The sequence below is a fragment of the Finegoldia magna genome (genome assembly GCF_003182075.1).
Taxonomy (GTDB): domain Bacteria; phylum Bacillota; class Clostridia; order Tissierellales; family Peptoniphilaceae; genus Finegoldia; species Finegoldia magna.
Genome location: NZ_QGTH01000024.1, coordinates 1 through 25,514 on the forward strand (window position 1 = coordinate 1; position 25,514 = coordinate 25,514).

The following is a 25,514-nucleotide window of genomic DNA, read 5'->3' on the forward strand; positions in this document are numbered from 1 at the left end:
TCTTCGCCTGGTTTTTCTTCACCTGGTTTTTCTTCGCCTGGTTTTTCTTCACCTGGTTTTTCTTCGCCTGGTTTTTCTTCGCCTGGTTTTTCTTCACCTGGTTTTTCTTCTTTTTCCTTTTGTAATTCTAACCATTCATCAATTGTTAAACGTGTACCATTTGGATCTATAATTCCGTTTTCTTCTAACCATTGGTCAATTGTTGTTAAATTTTCTTTTGCCCATGCAAGACCATCTTCTTTAGCTTGCTCTACATCATAGATAGTTGTTGCATTATTAACAGCTTCGATATATTCGTTTTTATCACCTTTAATTCCAGCTTTGTTAAGTTCTTCTATTGCATTTGCTTTAGCATCTGCTAAAGGTTTTTTAGCCGCTTCTTCTGCTTTTGCATCTGCTTCTTTTTTATTATACTGATCTAAAGTCAACAAACGATCTTCTTCTATTTGTTTAATTAAATCTGCTTTAATTTGTTCTAATGAATATAAATCTTGAGCACTATCTATTTTAGCATTATAATAATCTACTTGAAGTCCTTTTGCCTTAAACTCAGCCTTAGCAGCTAATTTTGCTTTTCCTAAGTCTGTTTTAGCTAATTCTTCATCTTCTTTTGTTTTTTCAACTAAAATTTCCTTTGTTTTTTGCTCAATGTTATATACATCGTTTGGAAGTGCAAGAACATCTTTTTGTTTTTCTAATGGTACGCCTGCATCATCTAATTGTTTTTTAGCTTTAGCTTGTGCTTCATCAATTTTTTGTTCATCTGTTTTACCAGGTGCATCATTTGTTCCTTCTGTTGGAGCTGGTGCTGGTGCTGGTTCAGCTGCGTAAGAAGTAGCTCCGCCACCAACTACAATTGCCCCTGCAAGTGCAGCCATTAATAATTTTTTATTAATTTTCATACTATCATGACAATGGAAACTTCCCTTAATAAAGGGTGGAATTTGTCTCCTCCTTTTAAATTTTTTTGCATTCAATGCTATTTAAATCAAATTCGTTTCCAAGCAATTATATTGCCATTCCTTAGTTATTTCTACCCAAAAAGGTATTTCAACAATCGAATTTCACCAATTTATTAAATCGGTGTTCTTGCTTCGTCCACTGTCCAAAAATTTCCCAAGGACAATGTCCACAAGCGTTAGGTTCGGTAAATTCAACGCCTACCTTTTATTTTAGCTACTATTTCTAGTAGTTATAATCATATTTTAGTGTGTAATTATGGAAAACATTATTCAGACTTCTAAAAAAAATCATCAGAATATTTGTTAATAAATATCCAAACATTTAACTTTGATAGAGTTCCCTTTATCACACTACTATATTAGTTTAAGCTCATTATACTACATAAGTTCAAATATTACAACACTGTTACGAAATATATTCAGATATATTTTTATGGAATATTTATTCTTCATTTTCCCAAACTTTTGATTTTAAATCCAATATATAGGTTGTTTTATGGATTAAAAATCACCTATTGTATATCGCAAAAATATTATTAAAAATATTTGTATTTTTATTATTTTATTTTTTTGTTTAGCGTGAATTTTCGACAAAATTAATCATGATTTGTTTGGTTTATGGAATATTTTTCTGAATTTCTCTGATGCATTTAATTATATCATGTAACAATATTTATCTTATCATCAGTTAGTATAGTCTGCAAATCAACTCATCTAACAAGATTGGTGTTTAAAAATGGGACCAATATTGATCCCATTTTCTCTTTAAATTAATTTCTTATTCGGTTAAGGAAAAGCTATTTACGTTTTTTAAGTGAAACGAAAGCACCTGCTGCAGTTGATAATGCTGCTACTGATAGTGTTATGATTTCAGCTTCGCTACCAGCTTTTGGTAATGTAACTTTTGCTTTTTTCTTTGGAGTTTTAGTGGCTTTTTTATTTTGTTGTTTTGCTAGTTTTTCATTAGTACCAACCAAAATTACTTCATCAACAACTTTATCTTTAACTTCAACATTAGTTTTAATATTATTAAGTTTACCAGTTACAGGGTCAACATCATAAGTCACAGTGTTTATAACTTTTCCGTCTTTTCCTTTAACTTTAATTTTTCTAACACCTTTTGCTAAAGTATCATCTTTCTTTTCGATTGTTTTGAATTTAGTTATTTCTTCTTTGACTTCTTTATTTCCTACTTCAAAAATACCAGCTTGTTCTTTAACAAGAACTTCTTCTTTTTCTTCTTTAACTTCTTTTCCATCAATAATCTTAGTAGTAATAGTTACTTTAACTTTACCATTAACAGGTTTTTTTAAAGGTTTTTTACCAATTTCACCTAATTTTAATTTGTCAGATGCTTGATATTTAATAGGTGCTTCAATTTCTCTGATTTCAACCTTTGTAATAACATCAGGTGTGTTTTTTTCATCGACTTGAACATTATCCGCAGGTTTTTCTGCTGCATAAGTGTTTACTCCGCCACCAACTACGATTGCACCTGCAAGTGCAGCCATCAATAATTTTTTACTAAGTTTCATAATATCATGACAATGGAAACTTCCCCAATAAGGGTGGAATTTGTCTCCTCCTTTTAAAATTTTTGCAATTGAATGCTATTTAAATCAAATTCGTTTCCAAGCAATTTCTTGCCATTCCTCCCTAGAAATCATCTCTCAATTACTGTGAGCAAACAATTTCCTAAAATATATCATGAACTATTCACGAAAAAGTGTCCTCGCTTGTGTTTATCACACTAATTTTTCGAGGATAGGCTTGGCTAGTTCATAGCCTGCCTTATGTATTGTAGCTACTTTTATAAGTAGTTATAATTGTGGTAAAAAAGTTGCTTCCATAAGAAAATTTGAATGCTTTATTCGTTAATCTTAATTATATATTAACTATTCTTCTTAAGTTTATTATACTATATAATTTTAAATAGTACAATGAATAAAACCTGTTTTCATATATTTATTTTCATGATATTTAAATTGATGGTTGTTTGGAGATTTATTATCAATTTTAATAGATTTTGTAACAACGGTTACAGAAACCTTCACTTCTTATTAGTATAATATAATCAAAAAATGGAGGGATAATATGTCAAGATTTTTAGGAAAAATTCATTATATAATGTTCGATAAGATAAATTACGTTGATGAGATTACACGCAAGATGAGTGAGTTGTTGGATGAAAATGTCGATTTGAAAAATATTGAACGTGGAGCGTTGGAGGATTTGATTGACACGGACAATATTCACGGATGGTTGCAGGTGAGAGTTGGAATCGTCGAGGATAATTTGGCGAAGGTTTTGAGTGAATTTAAAAAGGAAGATAAGCTTGAAGATGCTCTTAAAATCGCCTATGATTTTGGTGCGAAAGAGGATTTCTCAGGTGATGCTTCTGATGCATTTCAATTTATGTCCGATAAATTCTTGGATGGGATGCCTTGTGATATGGCGAATTTGCCAGTGGAATCAAATGGTGGAGAGTTCCGTTGGGTTAAGAGAATTGATGTGCACGAACAGTATTACATCTATGGAGAATCTTCTGGAGTTTACGATGAGTTTCGTCGTGCGTGGATGAATGGTTTGTTGAGTAATTGTGATTTGAAATACGTTGTGGAAGATGGAATTAATATTATAAGGTAGATTTGTGTGTTTTTGGGGTATAAATATATGTAAGATAACAACAATTGTAGGAGGTATGTTATGTATATAAGAGAAGAAGTACTTAAAAACGCAAATAATAAGGAAAAAGTGTCAGAGATTTTGGAAAATTATTTCAAAACAGATGCAAATTACGAAAACGAACACGACCGTGACGAACTTCGCCGCCGTGGCTTTGAAGAATTAAAGTTAATTGGAGAAATCCAAGTTTATCAATTGTTGATGAACTCAGATAACGATAGAAGTAAATTATAATCGTAATCCCTTGTCGTTTGGCAAGGGATTTTTGTGTGTGATAAAGTATATTTTATTTAAAAAGAGTTATAATGTATGTATGAAAACTTCAAGAAAAATATACGCAATGAATTTATTTTCCAATTTAATATTTTATGCGCCTGTTGCGTTGTTGGTTAGGACGAATAGAGGAATTAGCTTGTCGCAGTTTTTTGTGTTACAGGCGATACTATCTGTTACTTGCATGGTTTGTGAATTTCCTTTGGGTGTGTTGACCGATAAAATCGGGCTAAAGAAGTCAATAGTTCTCGCACAGTTTACTATGCTAACTGCAAGGATAATTTTACTGATATCCAATAATTTTATGCTTTTTGCAGTAGAAGCCTTGCTTGAAGGAATTGCTTTTGCATTGAATTCCGGAACAATAAGCGCCTACATATACAAGCTTTTCGGTGATTATAATTACAGTAATAATATTTCGAAGTTCTATAATTGGGGGACGATTGCTTTTATCGTATCAACCGTAATATTTCCTTTGATTAATTCAAGATGGAACATTAACGCTTTGATTTGGGTAACCATAATTGCAAGCGCAATCGCAACTAAGATTTCTATTTTTATTCCAGATACCGACAACTCAATAGAAAATGAGGAACAATTTAATTTGTCAAAAACATTGAAGCTATTGGTACACGATAAAACTTTTAGAGTAATCGTGTTAATCGTGTCGTTGTTTAATTTGTCATTTTTGTTGATCAACTTCTTCTATGTAAAAGTCATAATTGACAATGGATATTCGGAAAACATAGTGTCGCCATTAATCCTAGCTTACTCAGGACTTCAACTCTCACAAACATTTATCATAAAATATCTAGGAGAACAAAAAGCATGGAACAAAGTTCGATTATTTTCAGTGATTTCTGCATTGTTTTTCATGGGAATATGCGCTATATCTGGAAAACCTATAATTTTGTTGATGATTATGCTTCCCACTATACTATCAATCTTGGGAATATTCATTGAAAAAATCCAAAACAATTATATAGACACAATAGGCTTCAAAAATCACAGAGCAACCATGCTATCAGCATTCAGCTTCTTCGCAGATGTGTTCGAAGTAGTATTCTTGTTGGCAAACTCGTATATTTCATCTTTCAATTACAAATATATCTTCGTGTTTATAGCCGCATCACTATTGTTGAGTGCAATTATGCTTAGAAATGATAATACCGTAAAGTTTGTATCGTGATTTGTGAGTTTAGTAAGTATGATATAAATTATAATAATCCCTTGTCGTGTGGCAAGGGATTTTTGGTGTTAAAAAGTATTAAATTTTCGTTCTTTTTTTCATTCCTTTTATTGCGTTTAGGCATTGAAGTCCGTCAGATTTTTTCGCTCTAGCACCTTCGTATTCTTTTGGTAATAAGCTAAAAAAAGCCTTCCAGAGATTAACATAAAATGTAATAAATACTATATTTCGGTAAAAACTACCTACATTAGTGGAATGATTGATATCGTAGATAAAAGGAATCATACATGCAAATAAAATGATGTTAACAAGTGGCCCCGCTAAAAAGACAATAAAATTTCTCTTGTAATACCAATCTTCATAATTATCATCAAAGTAACATACTCCGTCAGCTAGTGATAAACATATTCTAATTCTTTTTGATTTGAATATCTCTTTGCCTCTTCCTGTTTCGATTCTCCATTTTTTTGATTTATATGTTACTCGATATGCAACAGCATGTCCTATCTCATGCAGAATTTGTGAAACTTGATAAACAAAATAAAATATTACGATTTTCATTAATAAGTTAAGCATTATAACCTCGATTATGTAAAATAAAAAAACAAATTAGTTTTTAATTATTTCAATTATTCTTCTGCCATCGCTAGGCATATCTCTTTTGTAATAAATTGGCAACAAAGTCCAGAAAAGTTGTGCCATATTGAATCGCAACAAAAACTTTATTGATTCTTGAAAAAGATGTGAATATCCAGCTATCATTTTCCCTTCACTTATTAATAATGGAATTGTAACAATCAGTACTATTAAATTAAATAATGGTCCACCTAATGGAATCATTATTTTTTGTAATTTGCTCTTGCTATTATAATATTCTCCATCTAACTGTGGTAGTATTTTCCCAAAAACAATTATAGGTCTTATAATAAGTCTTTTAGTTTCAAATAAAACCTTACCAAGTCCCATATCTATTTTCCAATCTTCACATTTAAAGAAAATAATACACATTAAAATATGTCCCATTTCATGACAAAAAACCAGTACAATTATTATCAAGTATTTAATGATTAACTCAATCATCATCGTCTCCTCCTGAGTATTTATGATTACGATTTCATTCTACCCCGCACCCCACTTTTTTGTCAAGTATTTTGTGAAAAAATATGCATTTTGGAAGTGTCTATACGTGGTATGCAATACATCTTTTTGTCAGGGACACAAATCAGATTACTGCTTTTGCTAAGAATATCGTCTGGATAAAATAACCAAAAACCCAAGCGAAATGACCCGTTAAAAATCTCACTCGTGAAAGCCGAAGGCGCACTTGAGATTTTAGGGTCACAAGCGTGAGGATTTTTTTATTTTCGAAAGTCAGATATTCGTGCAAATCAGTTTTCTGATTTATCGAGGTCTGAAACAATTTCGACATTCAATTTACGTAAGTGAGATTCTGCGTGTTACGACTTTTATTCCGTATGTTTGTGAAGCGATTTATCCTCTCGTCCATGTGTTCATGCGATCAAGTATTTTACTTTCCAAATAAAAAATGGGATCACAAGACCCCATTTCTATTTTTAAATTAGAATTTTATTTGCGTTTTTTAATTGAAGTATACACACCAAGAACGCCTGCTAATGATGCTGTTGCTAGTGTTAATGCTTCTGCTTCAATACCAGCTTTTGGTAGTTTTTTCTTTTCTGTAGTAGTTTTTACTGGTCTACTAACTTTGTTGTCTGAGGTAGTTGTGTTAACTTTTTCTGATTTCCTAACAAGAGTCATTTTTTTCTTTTCTGCGTTTTTCTTGAATTCTTCGGCTTTTTTCTTAGCTTCAGCTTTCATCTCTTCAGATTTCTTTTCTTCCTCAGCCTTTTTTGCTTCTTCATCCTTTTTCTTTTCTTCTTCAGCCTTTTTCTTTACTACTTCTTCTTTTTGTTTTTCTGCCGAATTTTTCAATTCATCTACTTTCTTTTCTTTTTCTGATTGTTTCTTTTCTTCGGCAGTCTTTTCTTCTGTTTTTTCTTTTTTATCTGAATTGCTTGATTTTTCTGGTTCGATTTCCTTGAATTTTAATGTGTAGTGCCATTTGCCGTCTTTTTCTTCTAAGTCAAATGCATTTTTTACTAATTCTGTTTCCAAGTCTTTTTTTGCTTCTTCTTCTGCTTTTTCTTTAGTGTCAAATTCAGGTTGAGCTTTTAATTGTTTGATTTTTTCAATTGCTTCATCAAAACGTCTCAACATTCCTATTGCGTATTCAGTATCTAAACCTGTTGGTATATCAAAGACCGCTCTTTCTTTTTTTACTTCTATCTTTAATTTTTCTACTTCGGAAATTTTTCCAAGCTTCTTAAATTCAGGATTTTTTTTCTAATTTTAATAATTCAGAATCTTTTTCTAATTTTTCTATAATTTTATCAACATTACTCAATATTTCATTTAAAACTTCAACAGAAACTTTTTCTTGTAGCTTTTTCGCATTATCTGTATTGTCTGCTATAGCATAAGTGCTAACTCCACTGCCAAGAACTAAAGTTCCCGCAAGCACTGCTACCAATAATTTTTTATTAAATTTCATATTAATATGACAATGGAAACTTCCCTCAACGGGTGGAATTTGTCGCCTCCCTTCAGCCTTTCAAATACATTTCAAATCCGTTTCCAAGCAATTTCTTGCCATTCCATTTACACTACTCTTATTGCCCCGCCAGAAATATTCCTACCGAAATACTCCTCGTTAAAAAGACAAAAATGTGATTTTTTTGTTAATATGTACACAAATTTTGATTTGTCAAAAGTAGTTTTAGATATAACTATTTATATTGATATTTTTATTATACTATATGATTTTAGGTAATACAATATATTCTTAATATTTCAACAATTTTTACGTTTTTTCCACTCCCTTTTTCAGTGGAACAATCAGATTACTGCATTTGCTAAGAATATCGTCTGGAGAAAATAACCAAAAATCCAAGCGAAGTGACCCGTCAAAAATCTCACTCGTGCCAGCTGTAGGCGCACTTGAGATTTTAGGGCATTAGCGTGAGGATTTTTTTATTTTCGTAAGCCAGATATTAGTGCAAATCAGTTTTCTGATTTCTCTGAGCTGAAATAGTCTAGGTTTTGCCCTAAGTGAGATTCTGCGTGTTACGACTTTTATTCCTTATCTTTGTGCAGCGACAATTTCTCACCAAAAAAATAGACCCTATAAAAGGGTCTATCGTGAAGGTATTATTCGTGCAATTCCACTGTTTCTTCGTGGTATTTTGCTGGTAAGCTTGATTTTTCTTTGTTCATTCCTATGAAGAAGTTAACGTTAGCTTCTTTTGATAAAACTTCCAAGTTTTCTAAGAATTCTTCTAATTGTTGTTCTGTCATTTCAACGATTGAGTAAATTCCGTCTACGTAAATTGTTTCGATGTCGAAATCTTGTGACATTATTCCTGCCAAAAATCCATACAAACTTTCTGGACTTGAGATGTGGAATGTCGATGCATCTATAAGTCTTACTGAGTGATCAAGCGAGAATATGTGCTTGTCATCAGAGTCTATAAATATTATGTTACCGTTTTTGTTTTGTTTTTCGTCGTTGGCCTTATCGATCAACCATTTTGTTTTTCCGCTACCTTTAGGACCTACTACAAATTTAACCATTATTATCATCCTTTCTTAAACCATTTTAAAAAGTTTAATTTACTTTATATTATTATACCCATTCTTTTACTAAAATTATCACCTTGGAAAATATTTTCTTGTTCCATTTTTTCAATTATCATATCTTGTATTTTCCAGTGACTCGTATTCCAGTTGCAAAACACGGAGTCTTCTTCGGGCATTCTGCCGACTAATCGTTGAATCAGGATATCCTTATCCAAATATTTTAGAAATTCACAAACTTCACTTACGTAAGTCTCCAGTGATTTGAGCTGTACTTTTCCTTCTTCATACCACTTCGCAAGTATTGTGTGCTTGGGAATGTAAAGAGAATGGATTTTGCATTCGTCAACATTTAATACCGACAAAAGCTTCGCAGTTTCCCTGACATCGTCCATGTCATCCCACGGAAGTGCAAGTATTACGTGTGTACAAATTCTAAATCCGTATTCTTTTATCATCAAACAAGCACGGATGAAATCAGAGGCTGTGTGTTGTCTGTTTATTATCTTCAAAGTTTTGTTGTTGGATGTTTGAAGTCCAAGCTCTATGATGATGTCGATGTTTTTTTCTTCTTGGAGTTGTTTCAATATTTCCAAATGTTCACGTGCTATGCAATCCGGTCTTGTGGATACGCTGACTGCGACGACATTTTCAATTACTGCTTCGTTGACGTATTGTCTGAACAATTCAATCGGCATATATGTGTTGGAGTAATTTTGAAAATAAGATATGAATTTGTGAGCGTTGTATTTTTTCTCGATGGTTTGTTTGTCTTTTTCTAATTGTTCACGAATGGAAAGGTGCTTTTCTTTGTTTTCAAAGCTTCCACCTTCTTCGTGACAATAAATGCAACCACCATGCCCCAACCTTCCGTCTCTGTTCGGGCATGTTAAATCCAATTTTATCGGAAGTTTGTATACTTTTTCTCCGTAATGTTCTTTGAGATATTTGCTGTAAATATTATATCTATCAGTCATTTAAGTTATCTCTGATGTAATCCAAGACTTCTTGTGGGTTTTCGTCTGGTTTTACTTTTCTGAATTCTTTGACCAAATTCATATCCTTGTCAAATACAAACGTGCTTCTTTCAGTTTTGGTAACTTCTTTGCCGAACATTTTGCCCTTGTAAACGCAACCAAAATTGTTCAAGAATTTTCTTTCTGGGTCGGATATCAATTCTTGTTTTAGTCCTTGTTTTTTTCTGAAATTTTCGTGTGTCTTTTCTGTGTCCTTGCTGATTCCCACAACTTCTGTGTTAAGCTTTTGAAATTCATCGTAAATTTCGGAAAATCCGTCCGCTTCTATTGTACATCCACTTGTGTTATCTTTTGGATAAATGTATACTACCAAGTTTTTGCCCTTGTATTTGTCATAATATTCTTCATTCAAAAATTCTTTTAAATTATTCATAATCCCTCAACTCAAATAGTTCTTCTAAAAATTTCGCCAGTCCGTCTTCTTCGTTTGTGTATTGTGTTATGATGTCTGAGTTTTGTTTCAAAATATCGTCAGAGTTTTTCATAGCAACTCCAAGTCCACTGTTCACAACCATTTCCAAATCGTTGTGCGCATCGCCAATAGCAACCACTTCATCACTTGTTATTCCAAAATGTTTAAGCGCATGAATTGCCCTTTTGTATTTGTCCGTGTTAACGTTTTGCACTTCAAGCATTCTGATGTTTTTGGAAAAATACTTCGTGTGAATGTGATATGTCACGTTAGGATTGGTCTTGATATGATCAACAATATCGTAAATACGGTCTTTTCCAGCTATCATAATCATGCTTACACAATCATCTATCGGCAAATTCCTCTCAGACACTGTCATTATCTCACCAATATCTCCCACGCTATCCTCAAAAAGCTTCTTGTCATCTTCATCTTGGATAAGAAGTGCGCATTTGTTTTCCACAAAAAAATACGGTCTTATCCCATACTCCTCTGATAGAGTGCTAAGCTCATCCACCACATTGGATTCCAACTTCAAATCCTCATCCGTTGCAATATTGGAGCTACTGTGAATAATAGCTCCATTATTTGCAAGGATTATTTTGTCAAAATCTAATTTTTCGGTTAATTGCTTAGCTCTGGATAGACCTCTTCCTGTCGCAATAATAATCTTTATGCCGTTGTCATAAAGTTTTTGTAAAATTTGATTACTGAAATCAGTAATTTTTTTATCGTCTGTCAGAAGAGTTCCGTCCAGATCAATCATAACAGCCTTAAAATTATTCTTCATCTTCTCCTTCAAAATCCACGAAAAGAGATTCGAATGTTTCTTTTGCTTTTTCGTATTCAGCATCGTCTTCGATAACATCCAAGTTAGCTTCTTCTTCGTTGATTTCTTCGTATTTATAAATCATAATTTCGTTGTCATCTTCAGATACAAGTGCGATGTAATCACTGTCGTAGCCTTCAACTTCGAATACTCCAAGGATTCCGCATTCGATTTCTCCGCCATCTTCTAATGTTAATACGATTGTATCTAACTCTTCTTCATCATACATTTCTTCGTTTAATTCTTCGTTTTCTAAATTTCTTTCGTCACTCATTTTTATCCTCCATTTTATAATGATTCTACTAATTTCTTCAAGAATTCGTACACCCTAGCTGTAGATTCCAAATCCAAAGTTTCTTTTGGTGTGTGAACTCCCGTCATATCTGGGCCGATGGAAATCATGTCCATGTCCGGATATTTTTTTGAAAATACTGCACATTCAAGACCTGCGTGAATAACATTCACTTGCATATCTTTTCCTGTGACTTCCTTATAAACTTTCAAACATTTGTCTCTTAGTTCGCTATCTTCACGGTATTCCCAAGGTTCGTAGAATCCTTCAGATTTAACTATTCCATTGTTTGATTTTGTTGTATTTGTAATCAAATCTTCAACTTCTTTTATCTTATCCAAAACTGAGGATCTGATTGATACCATAAACACGAATTTGTCTTCTTCTGTTTTTGCGATCGATTGGTTAAGAGAAGTTTCCACCAAATCGTCGCTATCTTTTACCATGTCCACAACTCCGTTTGGAATTGTTGTTAGGAAATTCAAGATGTGTTCAGTAGATTGTTCATCCATTGGAGTTTTTTCATCTACTTGTTCAAACTTAAATTCCATCTTTTCTTCGACTTGTTTGAAACCATCAACGTTTATTTCGTCGTCTTTGATTTCGTCTTCACTTGCAATTATAAGTTCACAATTCCTTGGGATTGCGTTGTGTTTTGTACCACCATTTAATGATACAATTCTCAGACTGTGACGTGTCGATAATTCTTTTAGGATTTTAACTGTAGATTCGATGGCGTTAAGGTGATTTTTGTTGATATCTTGACCACTGTGACCACCTCTGAAACCATTGATTGCTATCCTGTAGAAATATTTTCCAAAATCTTCACGTTTGATTGCAAACTCAGAATTCAAAGTGTTTCCACCAGCACAACCACAAGTCATGATTCCTTCTTCTTCGCTGTCAACGTTGATAAGGTATTTTCCTTTCAAGAAATCTTCGCTTACGGCATTCGCACCGATAAGTCCAACTTCTTCGTTTGTCGTAATCATCAATTCCAAATCAGGATGTGACAAGTTTTCATCTTCCAAAATAGCAATTCCCATCGCAACTGCTATTCCATTGTCAGCTCCAAGTGTTGTTTTGTTGGCAGTTAACTTGCCATCTTTTTCGATAAATTCTATCGGATCTTTTGTGAAATCGTGATCGCTGTCATCTTCTTTTTCGCAAACCATGTCCATGTGACCTTGCAAAATAACTCCTGGATGACCTTTTTTATCTTCTGTTGCAGGCTTTCTGATTACGATGTTTAATTCATCGTCAACATCGTAGTCAAGCCCTAGTTGTTTTGCTTTATTTACTAAGTATTCGTTAATTCTTTTTTGGTCAAATGAACAACGAGGAACATTCGACAATTCTCTAAAATTTTCTAATACTATATTTTTCATTTAATTACACCTCAAGACTTATATACCCAATATGAAATCAAAAACCACAAATTTTATGCATTAATTATATAGATTTTGCTACTCTGTCTGCGATGATTTTTTTCCTATCAGGTGCAAATTCTTCGAGATAATCACTTTCTGAAAGTACGTCTACGATTATTTCGTAAATTTTATTCGCATCAATTTTTTTGTCGATTTTTTCTTTGATTAGCTCAAACTGTTTTTTTCTGTCAGTGTAAAACGGCTTCACATCAGGATTGTAAGAATTTATCGCAGTATCAAGTGTGTTGTAGAATAAGCTTGTTCCCGAATCATAAATCGGAGCCATTCCTCTAACTTCAAGCGTTTCAACATCTCTTATGAATCCAAAATTATTAAAATGTCTGTCTTCGTTGAAAATTATATAATCAAGAAATAGCATGTCATCGATTTTGGCTTTTGCATCAGATATCCCAAGTTTTTGTAATTCTTCTACCACGAAATCATACATTGAAATATGATTAGGTTTTTGAACATTTTGGACGATCGCATTAACTGGAATGAGTTCAGTGTTTTCATCGATGAAATTCTCACAAACAGAACAATATTTATCTCCGATTTTTTTAATCTCGTATTTTATATGATTAATTCCAAGAATTTTTGAGATTTCATACGCTATTTTTTCGTTGAAAGCTTCTTGATAGAATGGTTTTGATGAGCCTTTAACGAGAACTCTCTTACCTTCATTTAGCATCCATGCTTTTTTAAGCCAACCATCTGATGTGTTGTTCGGAGTTTTTAAAGAAAAAGAACTGTCGGATTTGCCAAACATAAAAAGTCCCATATCTTGTGAGAAATCATTTTGGAAAAAGTTAATGTCTTTCCATTCTACGCTGTCGTTTTTTTCTTTTATCCAATATTGATCCGAAAGAGATAGTCCGAAATACGCCAAGCTAAGTTCGTAAAGCGATTTGCCTTGAATGTTTTTCAAAATAATGTCCTTGTCCTGTCTGGTATCTGGAATTCTTCTACCTTTTAGAAAATGCTCGAAGCTACTTTTTTCGATTATATTTTTCTTATTGTTGTATTTAACTTGCACCGGTCTGTATTTTGGATTGTATATTTCTATGATTTTTATGATTTTGTTGTGAATCATTTCAAACGAAAACACCGGCGTGTTTTTATTGTAGATTACATATTCCATTCTATCCCCTCCTTTTCTATATTGTACTATATTTGTGTTATTTTATTGTGATTTTAATTGTGGCTCAAATACGCATTTATGAATTTATCCAAATCACCATCCAACACATCTTGCACTTGCGAACTTTCAAAGTTTGTTCTGTGATCTTTTACCAATGTGTACGGTTGAAATACGTAGGATCTGATTTGAGAGCCCCACGCGATTTGGTTGTATTTGCCTTGAATGTCTTCGATTTTTTCACGCTTTTCTTCTTCTTTTATCATGATAAGCTTGGCGATAAGCATATCCATGGCGTATTTTCTGTTGGCGATTTGTGATCTTTCGGTTTGACATTGGACTGTGACTCCTGTTGGAATGTGTGTGATTCTAACTGCAGAGTCTGTCATGTTGACGTGTTGTCCACCGGCACCAGATGCTCTGTAAGTGTCCACTTTCAAATCTTTATCGTCGATTTGAATGTTGTGACTATCTTTGATTTCTGGGAAGACATCCACTGATGCGAATGATGTGTGGCGACGTTTTTGTTGGTCAAACGGAGAAATTCTTACAAGTCTGTGAACTCCTTTTTCGCTTTTCAAAAATCCATAGGCGTTAATTCCTTGTACGATTAACGATACGGATTTGATGCCGCCTTCTGTATCTTGATTGTAGTCGGTGATTTTATAGGAATAATTCTTGTCCGCAATCCACCTAGTGTACATTCTCAGTAACATTTCCGCCCAATCTTGTGCTTCAGTCCCACCTGCACCTGCGTGAATGGACATAATCGCATTATTCTTGTCGTATTCTCCCACCAAGAGCGTTTTGATTTTGAATTCGTCGACTTTTTCTTCCAAACTTTTGAGTGTCTTGGAGATTTCTTTTTCGTATTCTTCTGTGTTATCTTCCTTGCTGATTTCAAGCATCATTCTTACTTCTTCGATTTTTTCTTCGATTTCGTCGTAGTTTTCGACATCAGCTTTTATGGAATTCAATTCGTCGAAGATTGCTTGTGCTTTGTCGCTGTCGTCCCAAAAGCCCTGTTTCAATGTTTCTTGTTGCAATTCATCTAATTTTTTTCTTAAATTGTCTAAGTCAAAGAGACTCCTTTATTTCTTTTAGATTTTGAGATAAATTTTCTATTTTTTCGTTAATTAAAAATACGTCCATTTTTATCCTCCAATTGCATATATTTTTTGAACAAAAAAGGAGGATTTCTCCTCCTTTGTGTTTGTATTTGTTTTTATAATAGTGGTGGTGTTTGAAAAGTTTCATAAATGACATCAAACTTTTAGCACGGATATCTGCCTTTTCGCATTCTAAGAAGTATTTATTCTTATGCTAAGTTGTTCAACTGTTAACATCAAACTTTATAGCACGGATATCTGACTACAAAAATTGGCAATTTCATAATTTCGAACACCTAAAATCGCAAGCCTTGCTTTCGCTCGGGCGGTCCGATTTTTTAACGGTGTTCTTCAATTTGAAATTAACACAATTTTTTCCGTATGATATCCTAAGCTATAAATGTTTGATGTTTAATATTCACAAACAAACATTTCACCCTGGCTAATTTACTTCGCCCTTATCCACTATTTATTTTTATCTATTTTTACCACAGCAGTTTTTGTATTTCTTACCACTTCCGCATGGACATGGATCGTTTCTACCGATTTTCTTACCTTTAACTACTGGTTTGTTAATTTCTTCTTCTCCACCTGTTGCTGATGTTTCGTGAGCTACTTGTTTTCTTTCGATTTCTTCAACTGGTTGAACGTTGAACATTCCTCTAACTGTGTCTTCTTTTATAGAGTGGTTCATATCTTCAAACATTTCGAAACCTTCATTGTTGTAAGCTCTTACTGGGTCTTGTTGACCGAAAGCTCTTAGACCGATACCTTGACGCAATTGATCCATCGCATCAATGTGATCCATCCATTTTCTATCTACAACCATAAGAAGAATTACACGTTCGATTTCTCTGAATTTTTCTTTGCCGATGGCTTCTTCTTTTTCTCCATAAACTTCCAATGCTTTTTGTGTTACATAATCTGTGAAAGTTTTCTTGTTGTAACTGTTAAGTCTTGTAAGATCCAATGTTCCTTCTGGAATGAATGTGTTAAGATATGTCATCAATGCTTCCATTTCCCAATTTTCTGATTTTGGATCTTGGCAATATGTGTCAATTGCATTAGCAATGATGTCCTTAATCATAGCCACGATAGATTCGTGCATATCTTCTCCGTCAAGTACTTTATCCCTTTCAGTATAAATTACTTTACGTTGTGCATTCATAACGTCGTCGTATTTCAATACGTTCTTTCTGATACCAAAGTTATTAGATTCAACTTTTGTTTGCGCTCTTTCGATTGCTTTAGTGATTGTTCTGAATTCCATTGGTTCGTCTTCTGGGAATTTGCCAGATTCAGCGTATTTTTGGATAGTTTCTCCACCGAACAATCTCATTAAGTTGTCTCCCAATGAAACGAAGAATCTTGATCTACCAGGGTCACCTTGACGGCCAGAACGACCACGCAATTGGTTGTCAATACGACGTGATTCGTGACGTTCAGTACCGATGATGTATAATCCGCCGACTTCAAGAACTTTCTTCTTATCTTCGTCAGTCATTTTCTTGTATTTTTTGTATAATTCATTGTATACATTTCTTGCTGCAACTAATTCTTCGTCTGTACTTGGCAAGAATGAATCCAAACTTTCGATTACGTATTCGCCATAACCTTGTTTTTTCATGTCGTGTTTTGCTAAGAAATCTGGGTTACCACCTAAAAGAATATCGGTACCACGACCTGCCATGTTTGTTGCGATAGTAACTTTGTCAAACATACCTGCTTGTGCTACGATTTCTGCTTCACGTTCGTGTTGCTTAGCGTTCAATACGTCGTGTTTGATTCCATTTTTCTTCAACAATTTGGACAACTTTTCTGAAACTTCAATTGAAATAGTACCAACTAGAATTGGTTGTCCAGTCTTATGAATTTCTTTTATTTCTTCAACGATTGCATTGAACTTAGCGTTTTCGTTGATGTAAACTCTGTCTTGTTCGTCAACTCTGGCTACTGGTTTGTTAGTAGGGATTTCAACAACGTCCATCTTGTAGATTTCATTGAATTCTGCTTCTTCAGTCTTAGCAGTACCAGTCATACCACTTAATTTGTTGTACATTCTGAAGTAGTTTTGGAATGTAACTGTTGCCAAAGTTTTAGATTCGCTCTTAACTTCAACACCTTCTTTTGCTTCTATAGCTTGGTGAAGACCATCAGAATATCTTCTACCTTCCATGATACGACCAGTAAATTCATCGACGATAAGGATTTCGTCATCTTTTACTACGTAATCAATATCACGTTTCATCGTGTTATTAGCCTTCAAAGCTTGGTTGATGTGGTGAGCTAATTCCATGTTATTAGGGTCAGACAAGTTTTCTACGCCAAAATATTCTTCGGCTTTTTTAGTACCAATTTCTGTAAGACTGGCAGTTTTTCTCTTTTCGTCAACCAAGAAGTCTACAGTTTCATCCTTAAATTCACGATCGAAAATATCTGGCTTGTCTTCTTCTGGATCCATAATACGTCCAGTCAAACCATTAGCAAACATATTTGCTCTCATGTACATATCTGTAGATTCGTCACCTTGACCAGAAATAATAAGTGGAGTTCTAGCTTCATCTATTAAGATAGAGTCAACTTCGTCCACGATAGCAAAGTTAAGACCTCTTTGAACTTTGTCTTTTTTGTAAATAACCATGTTGTCACGCAAATAATCGAAACCGTATTGGTTATTAGTACCGTAAGTAATATCACAAGCGTAGTTTTCACGTCTTTCATCATTGTCCAAACCATAAACGATAACGCCTACAGTTAATCCCAAAAATTCGTGAACCTTTCCCATCCATTCCTTATCTCTCTTTGCAAGATAATCATTGACAGTAACCACGTGAACGCCCTTACCACTAAGCGCATTCAAATATGCAGGTAAAGTTGCAACCAAAGTCTTACCTTCACCAGTTTTCATTTCTGCAATTCTACCTTGGTGTAAAACAACACCACCGATTAATTGCACACGATATTGTTTCATACCCAAAACTCTGTAGCTGGCTTCTCTAACTACAGCAAACGCTTCTGGCAAAATATCGTCCAAAGTTTCTCCGTTCTTTAATCTTTCCTTGAATTCAACAGTTTTATGCTTTAATTCATCATCTGATAATTGTTGCATAGACTTATCATATGATTCAATTTTTTTAATAATTGGTTCTATTTTCTTTAGCTCTTTTTTATTAGCTGAGCCAAAAATAGATTCAAATACTCCCATATAAATCTCCTTACTTTAATATCTATAAATACTACCTTTTATTTTAACATTAAAACACATCATTTACAACAAAAACATCAACATTTAAAGGAAATCACTTATAAAATTTTCCAATAAATTACAGAGCATATAATTTTAGGAGAAATTAGTAAAATTATTTTAATATGCAAAATTTTTTAACAGTCATGCCTTTAAACGCTACAAAAAAATAACGACCATACAAGAGTAATACTCCGTGTGGTCGTTTGCTTGTGCCTAATTTTATCACATACCAAAAAGTATGCTCTAATCATATTTTGCAGTATCGTCAGCTACCTTCAGCAATGACTGATTTGAAACAACATCAGCATAGTTCACAATCTTAGGTGTATCTGCAGTAAATGAACCACCAACTCCAAAGAACTTCTCAAAATATGATTTAAACTTTTCAATGACACCTTGCTTCTTGGTAGTTCTGTCGCCACCACCGAAACGAGATATAGGAGGCATAAGCCTATCTATTTCCGTACCTGTTGTTTTGATTTCACCATCACAAAAGGCATTCTCAATGAACTTTCTTGTTTCAGGCTCTTTAAGTTTTTCTTCCTTAATAATCTCAACAAGTTCCTCTTCTCGTTTTTCAGCCACATAATTGTGCCATTCAGTCATGACATCCTCAACTTCATTGATACCAGAAATAAAGTTTTCAATAAGCGCTTTCTTGCTACGAAGTTCTGGACTGGCAGCAATAGCCTTTTTGATTGTAATAAGCATTTCTTTATCCTCGCAATGGCTGTCATGATACTTCTTAACAAGCATAAGGATATAGTCGATATTGATTTCTATCTGCTTAATAAGTTCAACTTCAAAGACAATATCAGCTGTAATATCTTTGCTTTCACGATCGTCGCGTCTTTTTTTCCATTCTTCATACAAATCTTGATACCTGCCACTATAATCCTGAAAATCACGTTCAGAAATCATCTCTTTGCCTTCAAATTCATCAAATGCACACAATATATTTCTCATGCGTAGAATTGCACCAAATAACGAGATAAAATCCTTCTGGTTCTGTTCACCTATAATCTGCGGTTCTGAAAGTGGGAATTTGGAAGTTAGGTCATCCATCATATCCACATATCCTGGATAATTTTTCCCATCAATACCTTCATAACCATAGTAGTAATCTTTGAAACTCTTCATCAGAACGATACCACCTGCATTCTTGTCCCCGAAAAGGGAAATAGCAGCATCTACTCGTTTCTGAAGGTTTCTGAAACATACAATATTACCGAAAGTTTTAATGGAATTAAGAATTCGGTTTGTTCTTGAAAATGCCTGAATAAGTCCATGCATCTTGAGGTTCTTATCTACCCACAATGTGTTTAATGTAGTAGCATCAAAACCTGTTAAGAACATATTTACAACAATAAGTAAATCAAGCTCCTTATTTTTCATACGAAGAGATACATCTTTATAATAATTTTGGAACTTATCGCTATCTGTCGAATAATTAGTATGGAACATTTCGTTATAATCTTTGATTGCCATGTCAAGAAAATCTCTCGATGACTGGTCAAGTGCTGATGTATCTTCTGAGTTTTCCTCATCAAGGATACCACTTGTAGCTTCGTCATATTCGGCCTCATTTGCACCATAACTATAGATGGTTGCGATACGAAGTTTCTTCGTAGGATCACTTGCCATCTGCTTTTTAAATTCCTGATAATATAACTTTGCCATAGGAACAGAACTAACTGCAAAGATTGAGTTAAATCCACTTACACGCTGTTTCTGTTTAATTTCTTCTACAGCAGCCTTCTTGCTGGATGCAACTTCTGAAATATTGGTAAGCGTGTTGTAAACATATGTTTTATTACCACGATATGTTTTCTTATCAAAATTGTCGAGAATATATTCCGTCACAAGCTTGATACGTTCAGGAGCCATCATAGCCTTTTCACGAGCAATATCCCATACCTGTTCATCATCGATATCTTCATCCATACCCATTGTCCTGACATAGTCGACTTTGAATGGAAGTACATTCTTATCATTGATGGCATCAACAATAGTATATGTATGCAACTGGTCGCCAAAAGTCTGCTCTGTAGTAAAAAACTGAGTCTTGCATGAGCTTGTTGTATTTGCAGGAAAGATTGGTGTTCCTGTGAAACCGAATAAATGATATTTCTTAAAACTTTTTACAATAGCGGCGTGCATATCACCGAACTGACTTCTGTGACATTCATCAAAGATGATTACAACGTGCTTGTTGTATACTTCATGTTCTTTATTTTTCTTGATAAATGTTGCAAGTTTCTGAATAGTCGTGATGATAATGTGAGCATTGGTGTCTTCCAACTGCTTTTTAAGAACAGCAGTTGAGGTATTGCTGTTAGCTGCACCTTTTTCAAAACGATCATATTCTTTCATAGTTTGATAGTCCAAATCCTTACGGTCAACTACAAATAGAACCTTATCAATGTAAGGAAGAAGCGACGCCTGTCTTGCAGTTTTAAATGATGTAAGTGTCTTGCCCGATCCTGTTGTATGCCAGATATATCCGCCTCCAGCAACATCACCGTATTTTTTATAGTTATTTGCAATTTCAATACGATTCAAAATACGCTCCGTTGCAGTAATCTGATATGGTCTCATAACCATAAGCATATTTTCAGAAGTGAAAATACAATACTTGGTGATTATATTAAGAATAGTATGTTTTGCAAAGAAAGTTCTTGTGAAATCAATCAAATCAGAAATAACACGATTGTTTGCATCCGCCCAGAAAGATGTAAATTCAAAACTGTTGCTTGTTTTGCCTTTCTTTGCAGTAGATACAGCATTTACATCCTTGATAGCATTGAAACGGGTACTGTTAGAATAGTACTTTGTGTTAGTTCCATTTGAGATAACAAAAATCTGCGTATATTCAAACAGACCACTTCCTGCCCAGAAAGAATCACGCTGATATCTATCGATTTGGTTGAAGGCCTCACGAATAGCCACACCTCTGCGTTTCAATTCAACATGCACAAGAGGAAATCCATTTACGAGAATTGTAACATCATACCTGTTGTCGTGATTTGCTCCGTCAGCCTTTCCAATAACGTACTGATTGATAACCTGCAAAAAGTTGTTGTGAATATTTTTCTTGTCAATAAGCGTGATGTTTTTGGTACTGCCATCATCTCGTTTTAATACTTGAACATTATCCTCTTGAATTTTTCTAGTCTTTTCAACGATTCCTTCATTCTGATTGGCGATAGAATTGTTAAAGAACCTATTCCATTCAGAATCAGAAAACTTGTAAGCATTCAACCTTTCAAGCTGATTACGAAGGTTGAAAATCAAATCTTTTTCTGTGTGTATATGAAGATACTCGTATCCTTGTTCTGTCAGCATACGAATAAACTCTTTTTCCAGTTCAGCTTCTGACTGATAGCTGTTCGAACGTGCCTTTACAGGCTCGTATTCAGTAACAACTGTATTTTCATTTGTCGCTGCCACGATATTAAAATATGACATACAAACACCTCCTTAAAAAAATTATAACTGTTTGAAAGAAAGCAGCTTATCTCTATAAAATTCATATTGTTTTTGTCTTGCTTCTATTTCGGCAGGAAGACCGGTTGTAATATCGTTGCATAAGGAATCAAACCTATCAAGAATAGAAACAATGCGGTCTTGCTCTTGTTTGATAGGAACAGGGAGAACAACCTCTTTTATCTGTCCGGCTGTCACAAGGGGCTGTCCGCCACCTTTCGCATATCGGTTCAATCCGATATTGACAAGCTGATAATAGATGTATTTCAAGCTATATTCGCTCTTTACATCTACGATAAGTGTGTTATCGGACACATCATAACCGCCTTGTGCCAAATGGGTATATCCAGCATTTGCTCCGACACGGGCAACAAGAATATTCATCTTGTTGTAAACCGCATTGTCCGTTCTGGCTATAATACCAGTGGAACCATATACAGGATATTTTCCAATATCATCTTTTGTTTTTGCCTTGCCTGACGAGATAGAGTTGCATATTTCACTCAATGGAAGCATCACAAAGCCAAAAACATATTGACAAAGACGAATCAGCGCATTATACTCGTCTGCATGTCTGTCTGTTAAGATTATCTTGCCTGTTTCTGCGTATGTCAAGATGGCGTCACGATAAAATTCATATTGTTTTTGCCTTGCATCAATTTCAGCAGGCAGTTCAATGTTTAAGTCAGAACAGATTGCATCAAAGTTATTCAGAACTTCTGCACAACGCTTTTGAACATCTAATCTAACCATAGGTATATTAGCTTTAGGTTTTAATAATTCATCTCTATAATATTCATATTGTTTCTTACGAGCTGTAATCTCCTCTGTAAGCTTTGCTGTAAGCTCCGCTGTAAGTAACGTGAAAGAGTCCAATATACGGACTATTTCACGTTGTACCTCCAACGGAGGTACTGCAAGCTTAATCCTTGCCATTACATTGCTCATCAGTTTAGGGTTTCCCATTCCTTTATTTACATATTTAGGAGCCTCAACTTGTAATGTGTGAAAAATGTATCTTGTTATTACATCATCTGTATTAACTTTTAAAAGACCACAAACATTGGTTATGCTAAATTTTCCTTTTCTATAAAACACCGATCCGGCATTCGCACCATCAGTAGTCCAAGTAAGATATTCTCCATCATAGGCATATGAAGAAATACGACCCAATTCTCCGTCATTTTCTGTTTGCGAAGAATAAACAGGGTATTCACCTTTGTTTGCTTTTATAAAATCTTTGGACATTACTTTTCCCCTAGAAATGTCGCAGATTTCATCAACGCTTCTAAATTCCACGCCATCAGGACACAATTCTTGAATCAATTCTTCTAATCTGCTCATGCATCCACCCCAATTTCTGAAATTATTTCATCAATTGCTTTTCTTAAAGTTTCTTCACGAGCGACTATTTCTTTGATTTCTGCATTTAGCTTTACGATATCAATTTTTTCTCTTGTGTCCTCTTGTTCAACATAAGTTGATACAGAAAGGTTGTAATCATTTTCTTCAATCTCATCGTATGTTGCAAGATGTGAGAAATGTTCAATTTCACTGCGATTTGCAAAGCATTCTACAATCTTATCCATATTTTCTTGCGTAAGTTTATTATTGTTGGTGACTTTGATGCACTCGTTTGTCGCATCGATAAACAGCGTTTTATTATCTGATTTGTTCTTTTTCATTACCATAATGCAAGTTGCAATTGATGTTCCAAAGAAAAGATTAGGTGGCAACTGAATTACGCAGTCGACAAAGTTGTTATCAATCAGATATTTTCGTATTTTCTTTTCAGCTCCGCCACGATACATTATACCCGGAAAACATACAATCGCAGCTGTTCCGTTACTTGCAAGCCATGAAAGTGAATGCATGATAAAGGCAAGGTCAGCTTTGCTCTTTGGTGCAAGAACACCCGCAGGAGCAAAACGAGGATCATTTATAAGTAATAGATTGTCATTACCAGCCCACTTGATTGAGTAAGGTGGATTTGAAACGATAAGTTCAAAAGGTTCATCATCCCAGTGTGCCGGTGCGATAAGTGTATCTTCGCAAGCAATATTAAATTTATCAAAACCAATATCGTGCAAAAACATATTAATACGACAAAGGTTGTAGGTTGTAATATTGATTTCCTGTCCATAAAAACCATTACGAATTTTATCTCTGCCAAGTATTTTTTCCGCCTTTAAAAGTAGCGAACCAGATCCACAGGCTGGATCATACACCTTGTTGATTTCTGTTTTTCCAACTGTACCAAGTCTTGTAAGAAGTTCTGATACATCAGCAGGAGTGAAGAATTCTCCACCTGATTTACCAGCATTTGATGCATACATTGTCATGAGATATTCATAGGCATCTCCAAATGCATCAATATCGTGATCCTTAACATCTCCAAGATTCATATCAGCCACGCCATCAAGGAGTTTACAAAGTTTTTCATTTCTCTTTGCAACAGTAGATCCAAGTTTATTACTATTTACATCAAAATCATCAAATAGACCTGCAAAGTCGGATTCTGATTCACTGCCTTTTGCAGATTCCTCTATGTGACGGAATGCCCTTTCAAGTGTTTCATTAAGATTTTCATTATCCTTGGCTTTTGCCCTTACATTACAAAATAGTTCAGATGGAAGAATGAAAAATCCTTTTTCTTGTACAAGACCTTCTCTTGCCTGTTCAGCCATCTCATCAGACATCTGTGCAAAATCAAAATCAGCGTTGCCTGCTTCAATTTCACCTTCGTTTATGTAGTTAGTAATATTTTCAGAAATATATCTGTAGAACATAGTACCAAGTATGTAGTTTTTGAAATCCCATCCATCTACAGCGCCACGAAGTTCATCTGCAATTGCCCATATTGCTCTGTGAAGTTCATCACGTTCCTGTTCTTTTTTATTATCAATAGCCATTATTTTTTTCCCTCCACTTTAAAATCGAGCCATGCTTCTTCGACATCTGAATAATCAACATCATTTTCAAGGCAAAACTCTTTTATATTTTTCATTGCATTAAGGTTCGGCTTTGCTTTGCCACCTTCCCATCTATTCACAGTAGAAAATGCCACCTGTATTTCTTTGGCAAAATCTTGCTGTGTCAGAAAGCATCGCTGTCTAATTCTTTTAATTTCTTCTGGAAATTTCATTATGCATCTCCTTGCGTAAATATTTCAATAATATAGCGTTATTGTACCATATAAACATAGTTTTTACTATCTCTCAAAGCTACATAGTAGTGTGTGCTTCAATCATCCCTGTGTCCGTTATAACAAACAATCGAAGCTGTATATTGTGAAATTATGTAAACAGTCAAGCCTTTTTGCTAAGAATATCACCATAGAAAATAGTAAGCAGTCAAGCCTTTTTGCTAAGAATATCATACGGAAAAAATTTCATTGATTTCAAATCGAAAAAATCCGTCAGAAATCGCACCGCTTGAGCGTTAGCGAGCTTGCGATTTCAGGATTTTGAGATTTAGAAATCACAAATTTTTGTAGTCTAGATATTAGTGCAAAATGCTTGATCTGTGATTATTTGCGAATGAGATCATTAAATTTTCCCCAAGATATTCATGCGAGATCTTGCGCGTAGTCTAGATATTCGTACATGATGGTTTTTCTCTTTATCATGTGCATGATGGTTTTTCAATTATTTCACGAAAAAAAGAGCCCACATAATAACCTGAACCCCAAAATCCGGAATACGGATGGAGGGGTTTTTGTATGCCAAAATACACAAAAGAATTTAAAATAAAATTAGTACTAGAATATTT

Annotated in this window: 23 protein-coding genes; 3 read left to right on the forward strand and 20 right to left on the reverse strand. The window is 34.3% G+C overall.

The annotated features are described in order from the left end of the window. Both DES33_RS08395 and DES33_RS08400 read right to left on the reverse strand, forming a co-directional pair. Positions 1 to 902, reverse strand: a 902-nt coding sequence (locus DES33_RS08395) for an albumin-binding GA domain-containing protein (protein ID WP_211305687.1), incomplete at its 3' end; no start/stop codon positions are given. 857 nt (positions 903 to 1,759) lie between these two features. Further along, positions 1,760 to 2,497 (reverse strand): LPXTG cell wall anchor domain-containing protein, encoded by a 738-nt coding sequence (locus tag DES33_RS08400; RefSeq protein WP_110058695.1) that lies wholly within the window; start codon positions 2,495 to 2,497, stop codon positions 1,760 to 1,762. 559 nt (positions 2,498 to 3,056) lie between these two features. Here DES33_RS08400 and DES33_RS08405 point away from each other — a divergent pair. From DES33_RS08405 to DES33_RS08415, 3 genes are all read left to right on the forward strand, one after another. Beyond that, the gene (locus DES33_RS08405; RefSeq protein WP_110058696.1) at positions 3,057 to 3,608 is read left to right on the forward strand and encodes a hypothetical protein; all 552 of its coding nucleotides are present in this window, start codon (positions 3,057 to 3,059) and stop codon (positions 3,606 to 3,608) included. Positions 3,609 to 3,668: 60 nt separating this feature from the next. Then, complete coding sequence (locus DES33_RS08410) at positions 3,669 to 3,881, forward strand: hypothetical protein (protein WP_094204433.1); 213 nt, start codon at positions 3,669 to 3,671, stop codon at positions 3,879 to 3,881. Positions 3,882 to 3,960: 79 nt separating this feature from the next. Next, on the forward strand, positions 3,961 to 5,109 hold the full coding sequence (locus tag DES33_RS08415) for an MFS transporter (RefSeq protein ID WP_110058697.1): 1,149 nt from the start codon (positions 3,961 to 3,963) through the stop codon (positions 5,107 to 5,109). A 78-nt stretch (positions 5,110 to 5,187) separates the two neighbouring features. On the opposite strand, the gene DES33_RS08420 is transcribed toward DES33_RS08415, so the two are convergent. From DES33_RS08420 to DES33_RS08500, 18 genes are all read right to left on the reverse strand, one after another. Beyond that, positions 5,188 to 5,685: a M50 family metallopeptidase gene (locus tag DES33_RS08420; RefSeq protein ID WP_110058698.1), complete on the reverse strand. Its 498-nt coding sequence runs from the start codon at positions 5,683 to 5,685 to the stop codon at positions 5,188 to 5,190. A gap of 33 nt (positions 5,686 to 5,718) precedes the next feature. Continuing rightward, positions 5,719 to 6,192: a site-2 protease family protein gene (locus DES33_RS08425; RefSeq protein ID WP_110058699.1), complete on the reverse strand. Its 474-nt coding sequence runs from the start codon at positions 6,190 to 6,192 to the stop codon at positions 5,719 to 5,721. 504 nt (positions 6,193 to 6,696) lie between these two features. Further along, complete coding sequence (locus tag DES33_RS08430) at positions 6,697 to 7,347, reverse strand: DUF5633 domain-containing protein (RefSeq protein WP_227930607.1); 651 nt, start codon at positions 7,345 to 7,347, stop codon at positions 6,697 to 6,699. A gap of 112 nt (positions 7,348 to 7,459) precedes the next feature. Beyond that, the gene (locus DES33_RS09840; RefSeq protein ID WP_227930606.1) at positions 7,460 to 7,681 is read right to left on the reverse strand and encodes a hypothetical protein; all 222 of its coding nucleotides are present in this window, start codon (positions 7,679 to 7,681) and stop codon (positions 7,460 to 7,462) included. A 656-nt stretch (positions 7,682 to 8,337) separates the two neighbouring features. Next, on the reverse strand, positions 8,338 to 8,769 hold the full coding sequence (locus tag DES33_RS08435; protein WP_455906259.1) for an ATP-binding protein: 432 nt from the start codon (positions 8,767 to 8,769) through the stop codon (positions 8,338 to 8,340). A gap of 35 nt (positions 8,770 to 8,804) precedes the next feature. Beyond that, entirely contained in the window at positions 8,805 to 9,740 is a 936-nt protein-coding gene (mnmL, locus tag DES33_RS08440) for a tRNA modification radical SAM protein MnmL/YtqA (RefSeq protein WP_110058700.1), read from the reverse strand. After that, complete coding sequence (locus DES33_RS08445; protein WP_110058701.1) at positions 9,733 to 10,173, reverse strand: peroxiredoxin; 441 nt, start codon at positions 10,171 to 10,173, stop codon at positions 9,733 to 9,735. The genes mnmL and DES33_RS08445 overlap by 8 nt, the downstream gene beginning before the upstream one ends. Further along, the gene (locus DES33_RS08450) at positions 10,166 to 11,002 is read right to left on the reverse strand and encodes a Cof-type HAD-IIB family hydrolase (RefSeq protein WP_110058702.1); all 837 of its coding nucleotides are present in this window, start codon (positions 11,000 to 11,002) and stop codon (positions 10,166 to 10,168) included. Before DES33_RS08450 ends, DES33_RS08445 begins: the two co-directional genes overlap by 8 nt. Continuing rightward, the gene (locus DES33_RS08455) at positions 10,992 to 11,315 is read right to left on the reverse strand and encodes a DUF1292 domain-containing protein (RefSeq protein ID WP_002836077.1); all 324 of its coding nucleotides are present in this window, start codon (positions 11,313 to 11,315) and stop codon (positions 10,992 to 10,994) included. Before DES33_RS08455 ends, DES33_RS08450 begins: the two co-directional genes overlap by 11 nt. Positions 11,316 to 11,329: 14 nt before the next feature. Next, positions 11,330 to 12,721: a beta-Ala-His dipeptidase gene (gene pepD, locus DES33_RS08460; protein ID WP_110058703.1), complete on the reverse strand. Its 1,392-nt coding sequence runs from the start codon at positions 12,719 to 12,721 to the stop codon at positions 11,330 to 11,332. Between the two features lie 64 nt (positions 12,722 to 12,785). After that, complete coding sequence (locus tag DES33_RS08465; protein ID WP_110058704.1) at positions 12,786 to 13,904, reverse strand: HipA domain-containing protein; 1,119 nt, start codon at positions 13,902 to 13,904, stop codon at positions 12,786 to 12,788. Positions 13,905 to 13,957: 53 nt separating this feature from the next. Then, positions 13,958 to 15,053 (reverse strand): peptide chain release factor 2 gene (prfB, locus tag DES33_RS08470; protein WP_265334476.1). Its coding sequence is split into 2 segments (ribosomal slippage): positions 13,958 to 14,980 and positions 14,982 to 15,053, totalling 1,095 coding nucleotides; the frame shifts between segments, so codons are not numbered across the junction. Further along, a complete protein-coding gene (locus tag DES33_RS09755; protein ID WP_211305689.1) occupies positions 14,979 to 15,158 on the reverse strand; it encodes a hypothetical protein in 180 nt (59 codons plus the stop codon). Before DES33_RS09755 ends, prfB begins: the two co-directional genes overlap by 75 nt. A gap of 327 nt (positions 15,159 to 15,485) precedes the next feature. Beyond that, complete coding sequence (gene secA / locus DES33_RS08475; RefSeq protein ID WP_110058705.1) at positions 15,486 to 18,215, reverse strand: preprotein translocase subunit SecA; 2,730 nt, start codon at positions 18,213 to 18,215, stop codon at positions 15,486 to 15,488. Between the two features lie 285 nt (positions 18,216 to 18,500). Further along, positions 18,501 to 21,725, reverse strand: coding sequence for a type I restriction endonuclease subunit R (locus DES33_RS08480; RefSeq protein ID WP_110058706.1), 3,225 nt, complete (start codon positions 21,723 to 21,725; stop codon positions 18,501 to 18,503). A gap of 21 nt (positions 21,726 to 21,746) precedes the next feature. Next, complete coding sequence (locus tag DES33_RS09605; protein ID WP_146199875.1) at positions 21,747 to 23,087, reverse strand: restriction endonuclease subunit S; 1,341 nt, start codon at positions 23,085 to 23,087, stop codon at positions 21,747 to 21,749. Beyond that, positions 23,084 to 24,655 carry a type I restriction-modification system subunit M gene (locus tag DES33_RS08495; protein ID WP_110058707.1) on the reverse strand — a complete coding sequence of 524 codons (1,572 nt, stop codon included), beginning with the start codon at positions 24,653 to 24,655 and terminating at the stop codon, positions 23,084 to 23,086. Before DES33_RS08495 ends, DES33_RS09605 begins: the two co-directional genes overlap by 4 nt. Continuing rightward, complete coding sequence (locus tag DES33_RS08500; protein WP_110058708.1) at positions 24,655 to 24,888, reverse strand: helix-turn-helix domain-containing protein; 234 nt, start codon at positions 24,886 to 24,888, stop codon at positions 24,655 to 24,657. The genes DES33_RS08495 and DES33_RS08500 overlap by 1 nt, the downstream gene beginning before the upstream one ends. Positions 24,889 to 25,514: the final 626 nt, after the last annotated feature.